This window comes from Streptomyces sp. BL1, from assembly GCF_057628045.1.
Map to the genome: position 1 here is coordinate 5,906,123 of NZ_JBXYWZ010000002.1, position 16,076 is coordinate 5,922,198.

Annotated in this window: 16 protein-coding genes and 1 pseudogene; 12 read left to right on the top strand and 5 right to left on the bottom strand. The window is 71.3% G+C overall.

The genetic code is table 11. The features are described from left to right. The first annotated feature begins 114 nt into the window (after positions 1-114). The 3 genes from AC3AGO_RS25915 to AC3AGO_RS25925 all read left to right on the top strand — a co-directional run bounded on the left by AC3AGO_RS25915 (position 115) and on the right by AC3AGO_RS25925 (position 2,400). Complete coding sequence (locus AC3AGO_RS25915; protein ID WP_487824819.1) at positions 115-1,089, top strand: PAC2 family protein; 975 nt, start codon at positions 115-117, stop codon at positions 1,087-1,089. Positions 1,090-1,178: 89 nt separating this feature from the next. Beyond that, positions 1,179-1,772 (top strand): dephospho-CoA kinase, encoded by a 594-nt coding sequence (gene coaE, locus AC3AGO_RS25920; protein ID WP_487822640.1) that lies wholly within the window; start codon positions 1,179-1,181, stop codon positions 1,770-1,772. A gap of 250 nt (positions 1,773-2,022) precedes the next feature. Continuing rightward, positions 2,023-2,400, top strand: a complete 378-nt coding sequence (locus tag AC3AGO_RS25925; RefSeq protein WP_487822641.1) for a tetratricopeptide repeat protein — start codon at positions 2,023-2,025, stop codon at positions 2,398-2,400. Between the two features lie 295 nt (positions 2,401-2,695). Here AC3AGO_RS25925 and AC3AGO_RS25930 read toward each other — a convergent pair whose 3' ends face one another. Next, positions 2,696-3,244, bottom strand: a complete 549-nt coding sequence (locus tag AC3AGO_RS25930) for an HAD domain-containing protein (protein WP_487822642.1) — start codon at positions 3,242-3,244, stop codon at positions 2,696-2,698. A gap of 116 nt (positions 3,245-3,360) precedes the next feature. Between AC3AGO_RS25930 and AC3AGO_RS25935 the strand changes: the two genes are divergently transcribed. After that, a complete protein-coding gene (locus AC3AGO_RS25935) occupies positions 3,361-4,323 on the top strand; it encodes a hypothetical protein (RefSeq protein ID WP_487822643.1) in 963 nt (320 codons plus the stop codon). 55 nt (positions 4,324-4,378) lie between these two features. Here AC3AGO_RS25935 and AC3AGO_RS25940 read toward each other — a convergent pair whose 3' ends face one another. After that, positions 4,379-4,897: an excalibur calcium-binding domain-containing protein gene (locus AC3AGO_RS25940; protein WP_487822644.1), complete on the bottom strand. Its 519-nt coding sequence runs from the start codon at positions 4,895-4,897 to the stop codon at positions 4,379-4,381. A 135-nt stretch (positions 4,898-5,032) separates the two neighbouring features. Here AC3AGO_RS25940 and AC3AGO_RS25945 point away from each other — a divergent pair, with 135 nt between their 5' ends. Then, positions 5,033-5,665, top strand: a complete 633-nt coding sequence (locus tag AC3AGO_RS25945; RefSeq protein WP_487822645.1) for a nucleoside/nucleotide kinase family protein — start codon at positions 5,033-5,035, stop codon at positions 5,663-5,665. A 175-nt stretch (positions 5,666-5,840) separates the two neighbouring features. Next, the gene (locus tag AC3AGO_RS25950) at positions 5,841-6,674 is read left to right on the top strand and encodes a transporter substrate-binding domain-containing protein (protein WP_487822646.1); all 834 of its coding nucleotides are present in this window, start codon (positions 5,841-5,843) and stop codon (positions 6,672-6,674) included. A gap of 24 nt (positions 6,675-6,698) precedes the next feature. On the opposite strand, the gene AC3AGO_RS25955 is transcribed toward AC3AGO_RS25950, so the two are convergent. Beyond that, on the bottom strand, positions 6,699-7,568 hold the full coding sequence (locus tag AC3AGO_RS25955; RefSeq protein ID WP_487822647.1) for a class I SAM-dependent DNA methyltransferase: 870 nt from the start codon (positions 7,566-7,568) through the stop codon (positions 6,699-6,701). A gap of 122 nt (positions 7,569-7,690) precedes the next feature. Between AC3AGO_RS25955 and AC3AGO_RS25960 the strand changes: the two genes are divergently transcribed. The 4 genes and pseudogenes from AC3AGO_RS25960 to AC3AGO_RS25975 all read left to right on the top strand — a co-directional run bounded on the left by AC3AGO_RS25960 (position 7,691) and on the right by AC3AGO_RS25975 (position 11,381). Further along, positions 7,691-8,137, top strand: coding sequence for a type II toxin-antitoxin system PemK/MazF family toxin (locus AC3AGO_RS25960; protein WP_487822648.1), 447 nt, complete (start codon positions 7,691-7,693; stop codon positions 8,135-8,137). Between the two features lie 154 nt (positions 8,138-8,291). Then, on the top strand, positions 8,292-9,119 hold the full coding sequence (locus AC3AGO_RS25965; RefSeq protein ID WP_487822649.1) for an MHYT domain-containing protein: 828 nt from the start codon (positions 8,292-8,294) through the stop codon (positions 9,117-9,119). 70 nt (positions 9,120-9,189) lie between these two features. Then, entirely contained in the window at positions 9,190-9,957 is a 768-nt protein-coding gene (locus tag AC3AGO_RS25970; protein ID WP_487824820.1) for a PIG-L deacetylase family protein, read from the top strand. 159 nt (positions 9,958-10,116) lie between these two features. After that, positions 10,117-11,381, top strand: a pseudogene (locus tag AC3AGO_RS25975) (amidohydrolase). A gap of 83 nt (positions 11,382-11,464) precedes the next feature. On the opposite strand, the gene AC3AGO_RS25980 reads toward AC3AGO_RS25975, so the two are convergent. After that, positions 11,465-12,064, bottom strand: coding sequence for a methylated-DNA--[protein]-cysteine S-methyltransferase (locus AC3AGO_RS25980; protein WP_487822650.1), 600 nt, complete (start codon positions 12,062-12,064; stop codon positions 11,465-11,467). Between the two features lie 64 nt (positions 12,065-12,128). Then, the gene (locus AC3AGO_RS25985; protein WP_487822651.1) at positions 12,129-13,019 is read right to left on the bottom strand and encodes a glycerophosphodiester phosphodiesterase; all 891 of its coding nucleotides are present in this window, start codon (positions 13,017-13,019) and stop codon (positions 12,129-12,131) included. A gap of 169 nt (positions 13,020-13,188) precedes the next feature. Between AC3AGO_RS25985 and uvrB the strand changes: the two genes are divergently transcribed. Then, complete coding sequence (uvrB, locus tag AC3AGO_RS25990) at positions 13,189-15,330, top strand: excinuclease ABC subunit UvrB (RefSeq protein ID WP_487822652.1); 2,142 nt, start codon at positions 13,189-13,191, stop codon at positions 15,328-15,330. Between the two features lie 149 nt (positions 15,331-15,479). Next, complete coding sequence (locus tag AC3AGO_RS25995) at positions 15,480-16,058, top strand: TerD family protein (protein ID WP_487822653.1); 579 nt, start codon at positions 15,480-15,482, stop codon at positions 16,056-16,058. Positions 16,059-16,076: the final 18 nt, after the last annotated feature.

Here is a 16,076-nt window from a genome sequence, read left to right on the forward strand (position 1 = left end):
GCTGATGATCTTTCCGGTGCCGGGTCCGCCCGGCCGGAATGCACACGCCGGCACGGGCGTTGTGCACAGAGCAAGCGACGAGGAGGGGCGGCAGCAGTGCTGGAACCGCAGACCATGTACACCTGGGACGCGAGCGGGCTCGAGGCCGTCGACGCCATCATCGACGGGTCGGACGGCGCCGGGCTGGTGATGCTCTATTACTTCGAGGGCTTCATGGACGCCGGTGACACCGGCGAGCAGATCGTGGAGCGGCTGCTGGACAGCCAGTCCCACCAGACAGTCGCCCGCTTCGACGCGGACCGGCTCATCGACTACCGCGCGCGGCGTCCGGAGATGACGTTCCGCCGGGACGCCTGGGTCGCGTACGACCCGCCCCGGCTGGAGCTGCTGCTCGTACGGGACGCGACGGGCGCGCCGTTCCTGCTGCTTGCCGGGCCCGAACCGGACGTGGCGTGGGAGCGGTTCACCGCGGCGGTCCGCGAGATCGTGGAACGGCTCGGCGTGCGGCTCGCGGTGAACTTCCACGGCATCCCCATGGGCGTGCCGCACACCCGCCCCGTCGGCCTCACCCCGCACGGCAACCGCACCGAGCTGGTGCCGGCGCAGCGCAACGTGTTCGACGAGGCGCAGGTGCCGGGCAGCGCGGCGGCGCTGACCGAACTGCGGCTGGCCGAGGCCGGACACGACGTGCTCGGCGTCGTCGCGCACGTACCGCACTACATCGCGCGCTCCACCTACCCGGACGCGGCGCTCGTCGTCATCGAGGCCGTGACCTCCGCGACCGGGCTCGTACTGCCCGACGTGGCGCACGCGCTGCGCAGCGAGGCCCTCAAGACGCAGAACGAGATCGAGCGCCAGCTCGCCGAGGGCGACGAGGAACTCGTCTCCGTGGTGCGCGGCCTGGAGCAGCAGTACGACGCGCTGGCCGGCGCCGAGAGCCGCGGCAGTCTGGTCGCCGAGCCCACCGAGCTGCCCTCCGCGGACGAACTGGGCGCCGTCTTCGAGCAGTTCCTCGCCGAGCGCGAGGGCGAAACGGGCAACAGCGGCGACGACCCCGGCGGCAGCGGCGGCAGCACGGGCACGCCGTAGCGGGACGGCCCGGCCCGGGGAGTCTCCGCCCGGCTGTGTTGCCGGTGCCGGGTGCCGGGGCGCGGGAGCGCACCGTATAGCGTGGCCGCATGGTCAAGGTGGGACTGACGGGCGGGATCGGCGCGGGCAAGAGCGAGGTGTCGCGGCTGCTGGCGTCGTACGGTGCGGTGATCGTCGACGCGGACCGGATCGCGCGGGAGGTCGTGGAGCCGGGCACCCCGGGTCTGGCGGCGGTCGTCGCGGAGTTCGGCGAGGAGATCCTCGCCCCGGACGGCACCCTGGACCGGCCGAAACTCGGCTCCGTGGTGTTCAACGACACGGACAGGCTGGCCGCCCTGAACGCCATCGTGCACCCGCTGGTCGGTGAGCGCTCCGCCGAGCTGGAACGCGCCGCGGGCGACGACGCGGTCGTCGTGCACGACGTGCCGCTGCTCGCCGAGAACGGGCTCGCCCCGCTGTACGACCAGGTGATCGTCGTCGACGCGGCCCCGGAGACCCAGCTGGACCGGCTGGTGCGGCTGCGCGGCATGGACGAGGGCGAGGCCCGCGCGCGGATGGCCGCGCAGGCGACGCGCGAGGAGCGGCTCGCGGTGGCCGACGTCGTGATCGGCAACGACGGTCCGCTGGCGGAGCTGGAACCGCGGGTCCGGAAGGTGTGGGAAGCGCTGAGCGAGCGCGCCTGAGCCCTCCCGTACGCGCGGCCGCGTCCCCGCACGCCCCTCGTACGCTCCGGCGTGAGCGTGTCACGGTGCGCGTCCGCGTACGTGCGTGAGCGTGTCGGGGCGCACGGACGCGCAGGGGCGTGAGCCCCGGGACACGGGGGAATAGTGCCGGGCAGCGGTGCGTTGGCGTGTCCGTAACCACGTCTGCCGTGGGCCCGCCGGAGAGAAGGCGGGCCGTCGGTATGTTCACCGCAGTGAGGAGGCAGCAGCCGTGCCCGAGGCCACTCCCGAAACCCATGTCATCGAGTTCCGTGCGGCCGAGCACCTGCTGGACGCCCGCGACCCGCGCGGCGCGGTGCAGCTGCTGGACGCCGTGATCACCGCCCACCCGGAGAACACCGCGGCCCGTCTGCTGCGGGCCCGTGCCTTCTTCATGCGGGCACAACTGCGCTCCGCGGAGCAGGAGTTCCAGACCGTCCTGGAGCGCGAGCCGGACAACGCGTTCGCGCACTTCGCCCTCGGGCGCACCCTGCAGCGGGCCGACCGCGGGGACGAGGCACGCCGTCATTTCCGGCTGGCCGCGGCCCTCGACCCGCGCCCCGACTTCGTGGAGAAGGCCGGCTTCGACGACCCGCGCTGGAGCGGGTGACCCCTCCCCGGGACGCGGTATGCTGTGAACTTCCCGGGCAGCACGGGGTGTTGACCGGTGATTTCCAGGGTGCGCGAGAGGCGCACAGCCGATTCAGAGGTATGTCGTGACGGAGCGACGCGGGCGAGGGCCCCCGTCGCGGCCTTGAAGGCTCTGCCTCCGGATACGGGCCGACGCCTCTCCCGCAGACCCTGCCGGACCCGGGGGCGCGGCCAAGCCCCCCGGGTCCGCTTCTGCTTCACGGGCCGGCCGCCGCAGCAGCCCCGCCCGTGTTGGAGCGTGCGTGTCCGTACCGCTATCCGCTGTGTACGGACGGGTCGCGGGCCCAGGCGGCGAGCGCGGCGAAGTCCGCCGCGCGCAGCCCGCGTCGGGGGCTCACGCGGTGCAGGAGGGCCGGGCCCCGGTGGTGCGCCGAGACGAACTCGCGGTCCCGGTCCGTGATGTGATCGTCGATCCACGCGAAGGGCCGCCCGTCGGCCCAGTCGACTATGTCGCGCGTCTTCCAGTACAGGCCTTCCGGGTCTCGTCTGAACAGTTCAGGCCACTCGATGACGGGCAGCGCGGGCAGACCCAGCACGGGGCCGACGCAGGTGTTCGCGTCGTGCATCCACGTAGTCGCCCACACCAGGTCGTACGGGAGCGCGGTCAGCAGCGGACCGTGCGCGGGCTTCAACCGCACGCGGAGTGCGGGCACTTGTTCCGGCGGCGCGGGGGCGTGCCGGGCGACCCAGTCCGCGGGCTTGAGGCGGTGCGCCGTGTAACCGCGGGTCTGCCAGGGCCATTTGGCGGCGAACGGATTGAGCGGCCCGTCGACGTCGATCAGCAGGAGAGGGCGTGCGCTCATGCGGGGAGGCTACCGGCGCGCCCCGCTTCCCGGAGCCCCTTCCGGCGGCCGGTACGCTGCGCCGACCGGCGACCCCACTCGCCGGGATGTACGGACTTCAACGAGGGAGCGGACGGATGGCCTTCCGTAAGGCGACGATGAAAAAGCAGGTGGAGGAGGCCTTCGCCCGAACATCGCCCGGGGAGCGGCCGTTGGTGACGGTGGCGACCGTCGCGGGCCCGACCCCGTGGCTGAACTTCGGCATCATCGCGCTGATCGTGCAGATCGTGACGAAGTACTACTTCCTCTCGCTGACCGAACAGGGCCTCGTCGTACACCGCATGGCACGGTTCACGCAGCGGCCCGGGGAGATCGTGCACGCGGTGCCGCGCGCACAGGCCCAGGCGCTCTTCGGCGAGGTGCAGTTGAACCCGCTGTGGAGCGTCTTCCGCATCGCCCTGCCGGGCAGCGACAAGCCGGTACGCATCAACGTGCACCGCATGTGGCGCGGCGAACTGGAGCAGATGCTGGGCATGCTGGGCGGCGCCCCGGGCCCGCAGCAGCAGTTCGACCCCCAGCAGCAGTACGCACAGCAGCAGCCGTACGCCCCGCAGTACGCGCAGCAGCCGCCGCCGCAGCAGTTCGCGCAGCAGCCGTACGGGCAGGATCCGTACGCCCAGCAGCCCCATGCCCAGCAGCCGTACGGGCAGCCCCAGGGCCCGGCGCAGGGCGGGCAGTTCGGCGGCCCGCAGCAGCCGTACGCCCAGCCGGGCGCGCACGTACCGCAGCCGTCGCCCCAGCAGGCCGCACCCCCGCAGGACCCGCGCCAGGCCGCCGACTACAGCGCGCTCCAGCCCCCGCAGTCGCAGCCCGCACAGCACCAGCCGCAGGAACAGCAGGCGGAGGCGACCCAGATGCTGCGCCCGGTGCAGCAGCCGGAACAGCAGCAGGCCGCGGAGACCCAGATGCTCCGGCCGGTGCAGCAGCAACAGCAGCCCCCGCAGCCCGACCCGCAGGTCCCGGACCCGCGCGAACAACTCGCCACACCCCACCCCCACCAGAACACCCCCACCAACGGCCAGAACCCGTACGCGGGCTGACACTCCGTCGGGGATCGTCGCCCGGCGCCGGGCACAAGGGGCGCGTGCGCTCAGCTCACGAGTCGCAGCCCACGCCGTCGCCGTCCCGGTCCAGGTGGCGTCCGTATCCCGGATCGCCCTGGTGGACGGGGGCGGCGTTCGCGGCGCGGGCCTCGGAGCAGTTGCCGTAGGACACCGAGGCGTCCTCGTCGGTTCCCGGCTCCGTACCGGACTCGGCGGCCGGAACATCGGCCGGTGCCTCGGCGGTCGCGGTGACCGTGGTCCGTACGGGAACCTTCACGGTCTTCGTGACCGTCGGCTTCGGCACGGCCTTCGGCTTCGCCTCCGGGGCCGCCGACACCGTGGCCGTCACCGTGGCGGTGGCGGTGGCGGTGGCGGTTGTGGTGGCGCGGGCTTCGGGTGCGCCGGCGGCCTGTGACGTCTCGCCCGTCGCCCCGGCGCCCCCTATGCCGATCCCGATCAGCCCTGTGAAGGCGAGCGCCGGCAGGACGAAGCGCTTGCGTGCCCAGCGCGGGGTCCTGCGGGGCGGCTGGGCCTGCGGCATGGGCTGCGTCTGGTACCAATTCGCATTCATGATCCCCCCTTGTCAAGGTGTGACTGAAGTGTGCGACCAGGGGAGGGAAAGTGGTGAATACCGCCATGACATGTGACCGAAGTGTTGTCTGAAGTGGAAGAGGCCGCCATGGGGCGGAGTCCGCATCATGGGGGTGTGCGGTTGGAAGCGATCACGTGGGAGAAGCTCGGCGAGCGGGTGGCCGAACGGGTCGACGGGACGGTGCCCGCGGACGGGAGCCCGTGGCTGCGGGTGGCCGTCGACGGCGCGCCGGCGGCGGAGGCCGGGGAGTTCGCGGGACGGCTCGCCGAAGCACTGCGGGTACGGGGGAGGGACACGCTGACCGTCGCAGCGGAGGGCTTCCTGCGGCCCGCTTCGCTGCGGCTGGAGTACGGGAAGCAGGACCCCGACGCGTACTTCGACCTGTGGCACGACACCGGCGCGCTTTGGCGTGAGGTCTTCGCCCCGCTCGAACCGGGCGGCAGTGGCCGCGTGTTGCCCGATCTGTGGGACGCCGAACAGGACCGGGCGACCCGCAGCGCGCGCGTGCGGCTGGCGGAAGGGGGTGTACTGCTGGTGCACGGCCGGTTCCTGCTGGGGCACTGGTTCCCGTTCGATCTGTCGGTCCATCTGCGGCTGTCCGCGGGCGCGTTGGCGCGGCGCACGCCGGAGGACGCGCAGTGGACGCTGCCCGCGTTCGCGCGGTACGAGGCCGAGGCCGCGCCGGAGAGCGCGGCCGACATCGTCGTCGGCGTGGACCGGCCCGCCCGCCCCGCCTGGAGCGGCTGACCCGCACGGCTGCCCGGAGCGGCCGGAGTTCGGCTCCCGCAAGCCCCGGACCGCCGGCCCCAGCTCCAGCCCCCAGCCCCAGCCCCGGCCCCGGCCCAAAAGGGTTCTGCGCAGCCGCGGACCGTGCCATTCTGTTCGCTTTGATCATCCTCGGAACAAGTGAACGGGAGTCCGTATGAAGCGCGCCGGGACGCTGTCCGCCCTCGCCTGTCTGCTGGCCGTCACCGGCGCCGCCCCGTCGGCCTCCGCGCCTCAACAGGCGGCACAGGAAGTACAGACGACACGCGTACACGAGGCCGCGGGTTCGCTGCTGGACTCCGTCCCGCAGCGCGGTGTGCTGCGCGTGTGCACGACGGGCGACTACCCGCCGTTCAGCCATCGCGACGCCGGTTCGGACACGTACCGCGGGGTGGACATCAGCATGGCGCGCGATCTGGCGAAGAGCCTGGACGCCGAGCCGCGTTACGTGAGGACGACGTGGGAGGGGATGGTCTCCGACCTCTCGGCCGGGCGCTGCGACATCGGCATGGGTGGGGTCTCCGTCACGCTGGAGCGGGCCCGCAAGGTGGCCTTCAGCGAGCCGACCCGTACGGACGGCAAGACGCCCGTCGTGAGGTGCGAGGACAAGGACAAGTACCGCACCCTCCGGCAGATCGACCGCGCCGGCACCACCGTGGTCGTCAACCCGGGAGGAACGAACGAGGAGTTCGCCCGGGAGAACATCAAGAAGGCGACGCTCAAGGAGCACCCCGACAACACCACGATCTTCAACGAGATCATCGAGGGCCGCGCCGACGTGATGATGACGGACGCGAGCGAGACCCGGTACCAGGCGAAGCTCCACCCCGAACTGTGCTCCGTGCACCCCGACAAGCCGTTCACCTTCTCCGAGAAGGCGTACGCGCTGCCGCGCGGGGACGCCGAATTCAAGGAGTACGTGGACCAGTTCGTGCACCTCGCCACCCACGACGGCACGTACAAGAAGTACGAGGACGCCTGGATGGGCTGAGCCCCGGCGGCGTGGTGCGGCCCGTCAGCGTGTGGCGGCCGCCGCGTCGCCCGCCACCGTCACCCTGATCTTCGACTGTTTGTGCGGCAGTTCGTCCCAGTCGTCCATCGTGCGGGCCGCCAGACCGTGCGCCTCCGCCAGCGTGATGAGCGTTTCCGGGCGGTAGTAGAAGTCCTCGTGCAGGACCTGGTGTTCCTCGCCCTCCGTCCGGTTGTACGTGAAGTCGAAGAAGCCGCCCGGCGCGAGCACCCGCGCCACATGCGCGAAGCACTCCTCGATGACGTGCCGCGGCGAGTGGGAGAAGACACTGTGCGCGTGGACGACGTCGAAGGCGCCGTCCGGCAGGTGCTCCAGCCGCAGATCGTTCACCAGCGTGAGGTACGGCAGTTTGGCCTGCAGCTTGTGGTCGACGAGGGTGCGCTGCGCCGCGATCAGGATGTCCGGGGAGATGTCGATGCCGTAGTAGTTGCCGGTGCCGAGGTGCGAGATGAAGTGCCGTCCCGCCCGCAGGTTCCCGCAGCCGATCTCCAGCAGCCTGTGCCGCTCGGAGAGCCCGTGCCCGCGCAGATACCGGTACTGCATCTCGCCCAGCGCGTTCCACCGCTCCTCGGTCGGCGTGCCGACCGCGCCGAGCGGATTGCGCGCCGTGTCGTCCCGCATGACGGACCGGTAGTACGCGATGTGGTCGCCGCCCGCGGCGCGCCGGAGCCGCCAGTCGCGGACCAGCCGGCGCAGGTACGGCGCGACGCGCCCCGGATGCCGTACGCCGTAACGGGCGCGGTGGAGGAGCGCGGCGCGGTTGTGGGCCGTGCGCTTGCGGGAGACGGCACTGCCCGGCCCGGGCCGTGACCGCTCCGGTGGCTGCTGCCCTGACTGCTGCCGTGGTCTAGACATGACGGTGCTGTGCCCTTCGTGTCGCCCGGAGGATTCCGGCGGCGTTCACTGACGCGTTCACTCGTGTCGGCTGTCCGGTACCCCGTGTGTGCCGCGGGTGCCTGGACGATAGTTTGCCGCGCATGGCACATGTGGGCGATGAAACTGTGGTGACCGGCGGCGTGTCCGCGACCGAGGAGGTCGCCGCGGCGGCGGTGGGGCGGGTACGTACGGAGTACGCGCCCGACCCGGACGGGGACCCCGACCCGGGCGAGATCGTGTGGACGTGGGTGCCCTACCGGGAGGCCGACGGGCGCGGCAAGGACCGCCCGGTGCTGGTCGTGGCCCGCGAGGATCAAGGCACCCTGCTGGCCGTGCAGTTGACCTCGCGCGGCCGGGACGACGGCGATGCCGACTGGCTGCCGCTGGGCACAGGGCCGTGGGACCGCGAGGGGCGCGACTCGTGGGTGGGAACCGCACGCGTGTTCCGCGTCCGCCCGGCGGGTATGCGACGGGAGGCGTGCGCACTGGACCGTGCGCGCTTCAACCGTGTCGTACACCGCCTCCAGCAGTTGTACGGCTGGCGGTGAGCCACCCGGCGTAGCTGTCCCGCTCATTCTCCCAACGGAGGCCCGGGAAGCGGCCATTGCCCCCTCTTGCTCCCTAACATGAAGACGCCACACATGTGGTGACAATGTGAACGTTCCTCGACCAGGGACGTCTACGGGGCGGGTGGGGTTGGGGATGACGTTGCAGACCGCGGCGGGGGTGCCGGTCGACGGATTCACGTACGGACTGGTGACGCCGGTCGCCGCGTTCGTGATGGCCTGTCTGGGCAGCGCACTGGGGCTCCGGTGCACTGTGCGGGCGATGAGCTCCGAGCGCGGGGACCGGCCGGGATGGCTGGCGCTCGGCGCGGTCGCGATCGGCACCGGCATCTTCACGATGCACTTCATCGCGATGACGGGCTTCACCGCCGAGGGCGTGAACATCGGGTACGACCTGCTGACGACGTACGCGAGCCTCGGCGTCGCGGTGCTCGTCGTCGGCGCCGGACTGTTCCTCGTCGGCAGGCTGGGCCGTACGCCGGGGGCGCTGCTCGCGGGCGGCGCGGTCACCGGGCTGGGCGTCGCGGCCATGCACTATCTGGGCATGGCAGGGATGCGGCTCGCGGGCGACGTCGCGTACGACGCGGGCCCCGTCGTGCTCTCGGTGGCCATCGCGGTCGTCGCCGCGACGGCCGCGCTCTGGTTCGCGATGTCGGTGCGGTTCTTCGGTGCGGCGCTCGGTGCGGCCCTGATCATGGGCGTCGCGGTGTGCGGCATGCACTACACCGCCATGCAGGCCATGAGCGTCCACGCGCACGGTCCCGGATCGCCCGCCGACGGCGGCTCGTCCGCCATCGGCACGCTCACGCCGATCCTCATCGGGCCGGTGCTCCTGCTGCTGTTCGTCGCCCTGTTCGTCAGCCTCGACCCGATGATGGAGCGCGACGAGCGGCGCGCGTGGGGTGCCCGGCGCGGCGAGCGGGTCGGTGACAAGCTGGAGTGGACACCGTTCGAACGGCGGTGACGGTCCGTGAGACTCCGCGAGGGCGAGGGGATTCGGCGTGCTGGGCACAGGTGAACAGGTACTGGAGACCATGCCCGGCGACTGGCAGCGTGCGCTGGCAGTCGTCGCGCACCCCGACGATCTGGAGTACGGCGCGGCGGCCGCCGTCGCCGAATGGGTCCAGGCGGGCAAGGAGATCGGCTATCTCCTGGTGACCCGGGGCGAGGCGGGCATCGACGGGCTGGAGCCCGGCGAGTGCGCGCGCGTCCGCGAGGGCGAACAGCGGGCGAGCGCCGGTGCCGTGGGCGTCTCCACCGTGGAGTTCCTCGACCACCGCGACGGCGTCATCGAGGAGAGCGTCGCGCTGCGCCGCGACATCGCCGCCGCCGTCCGCAGGCACCGCCCCGAGCTGGTGATCACCATCAACCACCACGACACCTGGGGCGGCGACTACTGGAACACCCCCGACCACCGCGCCGTCGGCCGGGCCGTGCTGGACGCGGTCGGCGACGCCGGCAACCAGTGGATCTTCACGGAGCAGCTGTCCGACAGCGGCGAGGCTGTGGAGGGCGAGGGCGAGGGCGAGGGCGAGGTCGTCGGCAGCGGACTGCGCCCGTGGAGCGGCGTGCGCTGGGTGGCCGTCGCCGCCTCCCCGTACGTGACGCACGCGGCGCCGGTCGGGGAGCGCGCCGTGGAACGGGCCGTGGCCTCACTGGCCGAACACCGCGCGTACATCACGGCACTGAGCGACGAGGAGCCGGAGGCGTACGCGCGCGCGATCGTGTCCCGCGGCGTGGAGATGGGCGCGGACCGCTACGCCGGGCGCCCCTGCGTCGCCTTCCAGCTGTACCCCCGCTGAGGGCGGTCGCGCAGCGGTGCGAAACCGCCGGGCGGCCGCTTTCAGCGGGGAGTCGAACGAAAGAGTGGGGGCGAAATGTCGCGAATATCCGCGAGTTGTTAGCTTGTTCGCGGTGTCGCCCGCAAGCGGGCCGGCGATTCGACGAAGGAGCGCATCCCCATGACCGCACAACCGGCCGCCGCCCTCGGCGGACTCGGCGCAATCCGCGACGACCTGGCGGACCTCTACCGCGATCTGCACGCCCATCCGGAGCTCTCCTTCGCCGAGCACCGCACCGCCGCCGAGGCCGCCCGCCGCGCCGAGTCGTACGGCTATGAGGTCACCACCGGCGTCGGCCGCACCGGCGTGGTCGCCGTCCTGCGCAACGGCGAGGGCCCCACCGTGCTGCTGCGCGCCGACTTCGACGCACTGCCCGTACGGGAGCGCACCGGCCTGCCGTACGCCTCGGCCGACACGGGCACCGACCGGAACGGCAACGACGTGCCCGTCATGCACGCCTGCGGTCACGACATGCACGCCACCTGCCTGTTGGGCACGCTGCGGCTGCTCGCGGAGCACCGCGCCGACTGGTCCGGCACCGTGCTCGGGGTCTTCCAGCCGGCCGAGGAACTCGGCCAGGGCGCCCAGGCCATGATCGACGACGGCTTCACCACCCGCTTCGGCACGCCCGACGTGGTGCTCGGCCAGCACGTCATGCCGCTGCCCTCCGACATGGCCGCCTTCCACGCCGGCCCGTCGTTCGCGGCGACCGACTCGCTGCGGGTGCGGATGTTCGGCAAGGGCGGCCACGGCTCGCGCCCCGAGGCGGCCGTCGACCCGGTGGTGATGGCCGCGTCCACGGTGATGCGGCTGCAGACGGTCGTCTCCCGCGAGGTCGCGGGCGACGAGACGGCAGTGCTGACCGTCGGCACGCTGAACGCCGGGACGCAGGAGAACATCATCCCGGACCAGGCCGAACTCACCCTGAACATCCGGACGTACAGCGAAGACGTACGTGCCACCGTGCGGGCGGCCGTCGAACGGATCGTCAAGGCGGAGGCCGCCGCCTCCGGCGCCGAGCGGGAACCGGAGATCACGGAGATCACCGCCTTCCCCTGGTCGTCAACGACGCCGACGCCGTGGAGCGTACGAAGGCGGCCGTCGGCGCGGTCCTCGGCGACGACAAGATCATCGACCCGGGTCCGGTGAGCGGCAGCGAGGACGTGGGAATCTTCGGCACGGCCTCCGGAGCGCCGGTCTGCTACTGGCTGTTCGGCGGGGGCGACCCGGAGAAGGTCGCCGCGGCACGGAAGGCGGGCACGTACGACAAGGACATCCCCGCCAACCACTCGCCGTACTTCGCGCCCGTCGTCGAGCCCGCCATCGACACCGGCGTCAGCGCGCTGACCGCCGCCGCCTTCAGCTGGCTGGGCCCCGCCCGCTGAGGCCGGCCCGCTCGCTGCCCGCCCGCTGACGCCCGCCGCCGGCCCGCCCGCCGACGCCGCCCTGCCCCTGCCCCTGCCGGCTGTCAGAACAGCGGCTGCGGCAGCACGCCCTCCAGGGCGAGCAGTGCCCGTTTGGTCTCCAGCCCGCCGCCGAACCCGCCTATCCCGCCGCCCCGTTCGACCACGCGGTGACACGGGACGACGACCGGCAGCGGGTTGGAGCCCATGGCAGCGCCGACCGCGCGCGCCGCGCCCGGCTCGCCCACCCGGTCGGCCAGGTCCTGGTAGCCGACGGTCCTCCCGTACGGCACCGATTCGTACAGCGCGTGCAGCACGCGGGCGTTGAACCCGCCGGACAGCGACCAGTCCAGCGGCACGGTGAACTCCCGCAGCCCGCCCCGGAAGTACGCGTCGAGCTGCTCCCCGGCGGCGCGGAGCACTTCCGCGCCGGGAGCGCCGTCCGCGGCATCCCCCTCGCCCTCCGGGGCTCTCCCGGCGGGCGCTTCCCCCGCGTGCGCCGGCTCGCCGTCGAGCGCGCCGGCGAGCCGGGTGAGGGCCCGGTCCGTCGTCGCCTCGTCGGCGTGGAACACGACATACACCAGGCCCTCGCCGGTGGCGGCGAGCAGCAGCGGACCGACCGTGGTCTCCCGGACCGTCCAGGTGCAGGAGTGTGTCTGCGTCATGTCGGGCAGCCTAGGCGCGCCCACTGACAACGGCCCCCCGCGGCCGGTCCCGTGCCGGCGGGCGTCAGCCGCCGGTCTCCTCCCGTACCACGTCGGGGTAGTTGGAGATGATCCCGTCGACCCCGGCGTCGGCGACCTTGCGGGCCGTCGCCGCGTCGTTGACGGTCCAGGTGTAGGCCTCCAGCGGCTTGCCGTGCGCGCCCTTCACCTTGTGAATGGCGTCCACGTAGTCCTTCGACGCGGTGCTGTACGTCGGGTTGATCTGATCGCTGAACTGCGCGTACGTCTTCAGCTCGGACACCTTCGGGGTGCCCAGGTAGCCGGTCTTCACGGCGGGAGCGAGGCCGTGCACCTTGCGGACGGAGTCGCCGTCGAAGCTCTGGATGACCAGCTTGCCGTTGACGTGCCCGCTGTCGAGCCAGCCCTCGTTGCTGAGCTCCTTGAGCGTCTGCGACTCGATCCCCGGGTACTTCGCCGGGGACTTGAGCTCCATCAGCAGCTTCTGGTTGTTCTGCGTGAGCCGGTTCAGATACTGCTTGAGCGTGGGGACCTTCGCGCCCTTGTAGGCGTCGCCGTACCAACTGCCCGCGTCCAGCCGGGAGATCTCCGCCGCGGTGAAGTCGGAGACGTTCCACGGCGCGCGGTCCGGGAACACCTTCTCGACGTTCGTCGTCCGGTCGAGCGTCGTGTCGTGGATGACGACCAACTCGCCGTCCTTGGTGCGCTGTACGTCGTTCTCGACCCAGTCGATGCCGAGCTTGTCCGCCTTGTCGACCGCCGCGAGCGTGTTCTCGGGCGCGTGGCCCGACGCCCCTCTGTGCGCCACCGTCCGGGGCGGGTCCGCCTGTTCCGTCTGCCGCTGAGTGTCCGCGTGCGCGGGGGCCGCGGAGAGGATGAGTGCCGATATACCCACGAGCGCGCCGGTTGTGGCAGCTGCGGCGGGACGCAGTGACATACGGAACTCCTCACGATTGTCCATGTACTGACAGAGGAGACTCTTCCCGTGACGGACTACTCACACGCAGCAACGGAGTGGCCGTGATGTGAACGTGTGGAGTCGGCGCGATGCCGGTCACCGGCCGAGGCGCGAGGGGTTGTCAGTGCGGAGTCGTACGGTGGTCTGCATGCGGCCCCATACCGAGATCGAACGCAAGGTGGCGCCCTTCGAGGTCGTCAGCCCATATCAGCCGAGCGGTGACCAGCCCACCGCGATCGCCGAGCTGGCGCAGCGCGTCAGCGGCGGGGAGAAGGACGTCGTGCTGCTGGGCGCGACCGGCACGGGCAAGTCGGCCACCACCGCGTGGATGATCGAGAAGCTCCAGCGTCCGACGCTGGTCATGGCGCCGAACAAGACGCTCGCCGCACAGCTGGCCAACGAGTTCCGCGAGCTCCTGCCGAACAACGCCGTCGAGTATTTCGTCTCGTACTACGACTATTACCAGCCCGAGGCGTACGTGCCGCAGACGGACACGTACATCGAGAAGGACTCCTCGGTCAACGAGGAGGTCGAGCGGCTGCGGCACAGCGCGACCAACTCGCTGCTGACCCGCCGCGATGTCGTGGTGGTCGCCTCCGTCTCCTGCATCTACGGCCTGGGCACCCCGCAGGAGTATGTGGACCGCATGGTGCCGCTCAAGGTCGGCGACGAGTGGGACAGGGACCAGCTGCTCCGCCGCTTCGTGGAGGTGCAGTACACGCGGAACGACGTGTCGTTCACCCGCGGCACCTTCCGGGTGCGCGGCGACACCATCGAGATCTTCCCGGTCTACGAGGAACTGGCCGTCCGCATCGAGATGTTCGGCGACGAGATCGAGGCGCTCTCCACGCTGCACCCGGTCACGGGCGAGGTCATCACCGACGACCAGGAGCTGTACGTCTTCCCCGCCTCGCACTATGTGGCGGGCCCCGAGCGGATGGAGCGCGCCATCGCCGGGATCGAGGCCGAGCTGGAGGAGCAGCTGGCCGCGATGGAGAAGCAGAACAAGCTGCTGGAGGCCCAGCGGCTGCGCATGCGCACCACGTACGACATCGAGATGATGCGGCAGATCGGCAGCTGCTCCGGCATCGAGAACTACTCGCGGCACATCGACGGCCGTGAGCCCGGTTCCGCGCCGCACACCCTCCTCGACTACTTCCCGGACGACTTCCTCCTCGTCATCGACGAGTCGCACCAGACGGTCCCGCAGATCGGCGCGATGTACGAGGGCGACAGGGCCCGCAAGGGCACCCTGGTCGACCACGGCTTCCGGCTGCCCTCCGCGATCGACAACAGGCCGCTGAAGTGGGAGGAGTTCACCGAGCGGATCGGCCAGACCGTCTATCTGTCCGCCACCCCGGGGCCGTACGAGCTCTCCCGTTCCGACGGGTACGTCGAGCAGGTCATCCGCCCGACCGGCCTGATCGACCCGGAGGTCGTCGTCAAGCCGACCGAGGGCCAGATCGACGACCTGGTGCACGAGATCCGCACGCGCACCGAGAAGGACGAGCGGGTCCTGGTCACCACCCTCACCAAGAAGATGGCCGAGGACCTCACCGACTACTTCCTCGAACTCGGCATCGAGGTCCGCTATCTGCACAGCGACGTCGACACGCTGCGCCGCATCGAGCTGCTGCGGGAGCTGCGCAGCGGCGAGTTCGACGTGCTGGTCGGGATCAACCTGCTTCGTGAGGGGCTCGACCTGCCCGAGGTGTCGATGGTGGCGATCCTCGACGCGGACAAGGAGGGCTTCCTGCGCTCCGGCACCTCCCTGATCCAGACGATCGGCCGCGCCGCGCGCAACGTCTCCGGCCAGGTCCATATGTACGCGGACAAGACCACACCGGCGATGGAGCGGGCCATCGACGAGACCAACCGCCGCCGGGAGAAGCAGCTCGCGTACAACGCGGAGCACGGCATCGACCCGGAGCCGCTGCGCAAGAAGATCGGCGACATCGTCGCCGACATCGCCCGCGAGGACGTGGACACCGAGCAGCTGCTCGGCAGCGGATACCGCCAGGAGAAGAAGAGCGGCACGAAGGACGGCGGCGGCACCAAGGGCAAGGCACCCACCCCGGCCAAGTCCGCGGGCAAGGGCAAGAAGGGCAAGGACAGCGCGGAGCTCACCGACCGTCCCGCGGCCGAACTGGCCGAGACCATCGAGGAGATGACCGAGCGGATGCGCGCCGCCGCGGCCGAGCTGCAGTTCGAGGTCGCGGCCCGGCTGCGGGACGAGGTGGGCGAGTTGAAGAAGGAGCTGCGGCAGATGAGGGAGGCGGGGCTCAAATAGCCCACGTGGCGCGGAGTGTTGCAAGAACGACACAAAGCCGCCGCGAGCAGGCCGGTGCCCGCGCCTCCGTGCGTAGGGTGCGGGGCGTGACAGCCGTCGCCCGGAGCACGGGCGGCGGCCGCCGGCCGCGGAGACAGAGGGGTACGCACATGACGGTCAATATGACCAAGGGTCAGGCGATCAGCCTGCAGAAGGGCGACGGGGGAGCCCTGACCGCCGTGCGCATGGGGCTGGGATGGAAGTCGGCCCCGCGCCGCGGGCTGTTCGGCAAGCGCAGCAAGGAGATCGACCTCGACGCCTCCGCCGTGCTGTTCGCCGACAAGCAGCCGGTGGACGTCGTGTTCTTCCGTCATCTCGTGAGCGACGACGGCTCCGTCAAGCACACCGGCGACAATCTCGTCGGCGGCGCCGGACAGGGCGGCGACGATGAGGCGATCATGGTCGATCTGCAGCGCGTCCCGGTCCACATCGACGCGATCGTCTTCACCGTGAACTCCTTCACCGGCCAGACGTTCGCCGAGGTGGAGAACGCCTTCTGCCGGCTGGTCGACGAGACCAACGGCGAGGAGATGGCGCGGTACACCCTGACCGGCGGCGGCCAGTACACCGCGCAGATCATGGCGAAGGTCCAACGGCAGGGCAGCGGCTGGCAGATGACCGCCGTGGGCGACGCGGCCAACGGCCGTACGTTCCAGGACCTGATGCCGTCGATCCTGCCGCACCTGTAGCGGGGCGGCGCGCAGTCG

Coding starts and splice junctions, on each gene's coding strand:
- AC3AGO_RS25915 (WP_487824819.1), top strand. CDS start 115: ATGTACACCTGGGACGCGAGCGGGCTCGAGGCCGTCGACGCCATCATC.
- AC3AGO_RS25955 (WP_487822647.1), bottom strand. CDS start 7,568: ATGTCTAGACCACGGCAGCAGTCAGGGCAGCAGCCACCGGAGCGGTCA.
- AC3AGO_RS25950 (WP_487822646.1), top strand. CDS start 5,841: ATGAAGCGCGCCGGGACGCTGTCCGCCCTCGCCTGTCTGCTGGCCGTC.
- AC3AGO_RS25960 (WP_487822648.1), top strand. CDS start 7,691: ATGGCACATGTGGGCGATGAAACTGTGGTGACCGGCGGCGTGTCCGCG.
- AC3AGO_RS25980 (WP_487822650.1), bottom strand. CDS start 12,064: ATGACGCAGACACACTCCTGCACCTGGACGGTCCGGGAGACCACGGTC.
- AC3AGO_RS25995 (WP_487822653.1), top strand. CDS start 15,480: ATGACGGTCAATATGACCAAGGGTCAGGCGATCAGCCTGCAGAAGGGC.
- AC3AGO_RS25930 (WP_487822642.1), bottom strand. CDS start 3,244: ATGAGCGCACGCCCTCTCCTGCTGATCGACGTCGACGGGCCGCTCAAT.
- AC3AGO_RS25965 (WP_487822649.1), top strand. CDS start 8,292: ATGACGTTGCAGACCGCGGCGGGGGTGCCGGTCGACGGATTCACGTAC.
- AC3AGO_RS25985 (WP_487822651.1), bottom strand. CDS start 13,019: ATGTCACTGCGTCCCGCCGCAGCTGCCACAACCGGCGCGCTCGTGGGT.
- AC3AGO_RS25935 (WP_487822643.1), top strand. CDS start 3,361: ATGGCCTTCCGTAAGGCGACGATGAAAAAGCAGGTGGAGGAGGCCTTC.
- AC3AGO_RS25970 (WP_487824820.1), top strand. CDS start 9,190: ATGCCCGGCGACTGGCAGCGTGCGCTGGCAGTCGTCGCGCACCCCGAC.
- coaE (WP_487822640.1), top strand. CDS start 1,179: ATGGTCAAGGTGGGACTGACGGGCGGGATCGGCGCGGGCAAGAGCGAG.
- AC3AGO_RS25940 (WP_487822644.1), bottom strand. CDS start 4,897: ATGAATGCGAATTGGTACCAGACGCAGCCCATGCCGCAGGCCCAGCCG.
- uvrB (WP_487822652.1), top strand. CDS start 13,189: ATGCGGCCCCATACCGAGATCGAACGCAAGGTGGCGCCCTTCGAGGTC.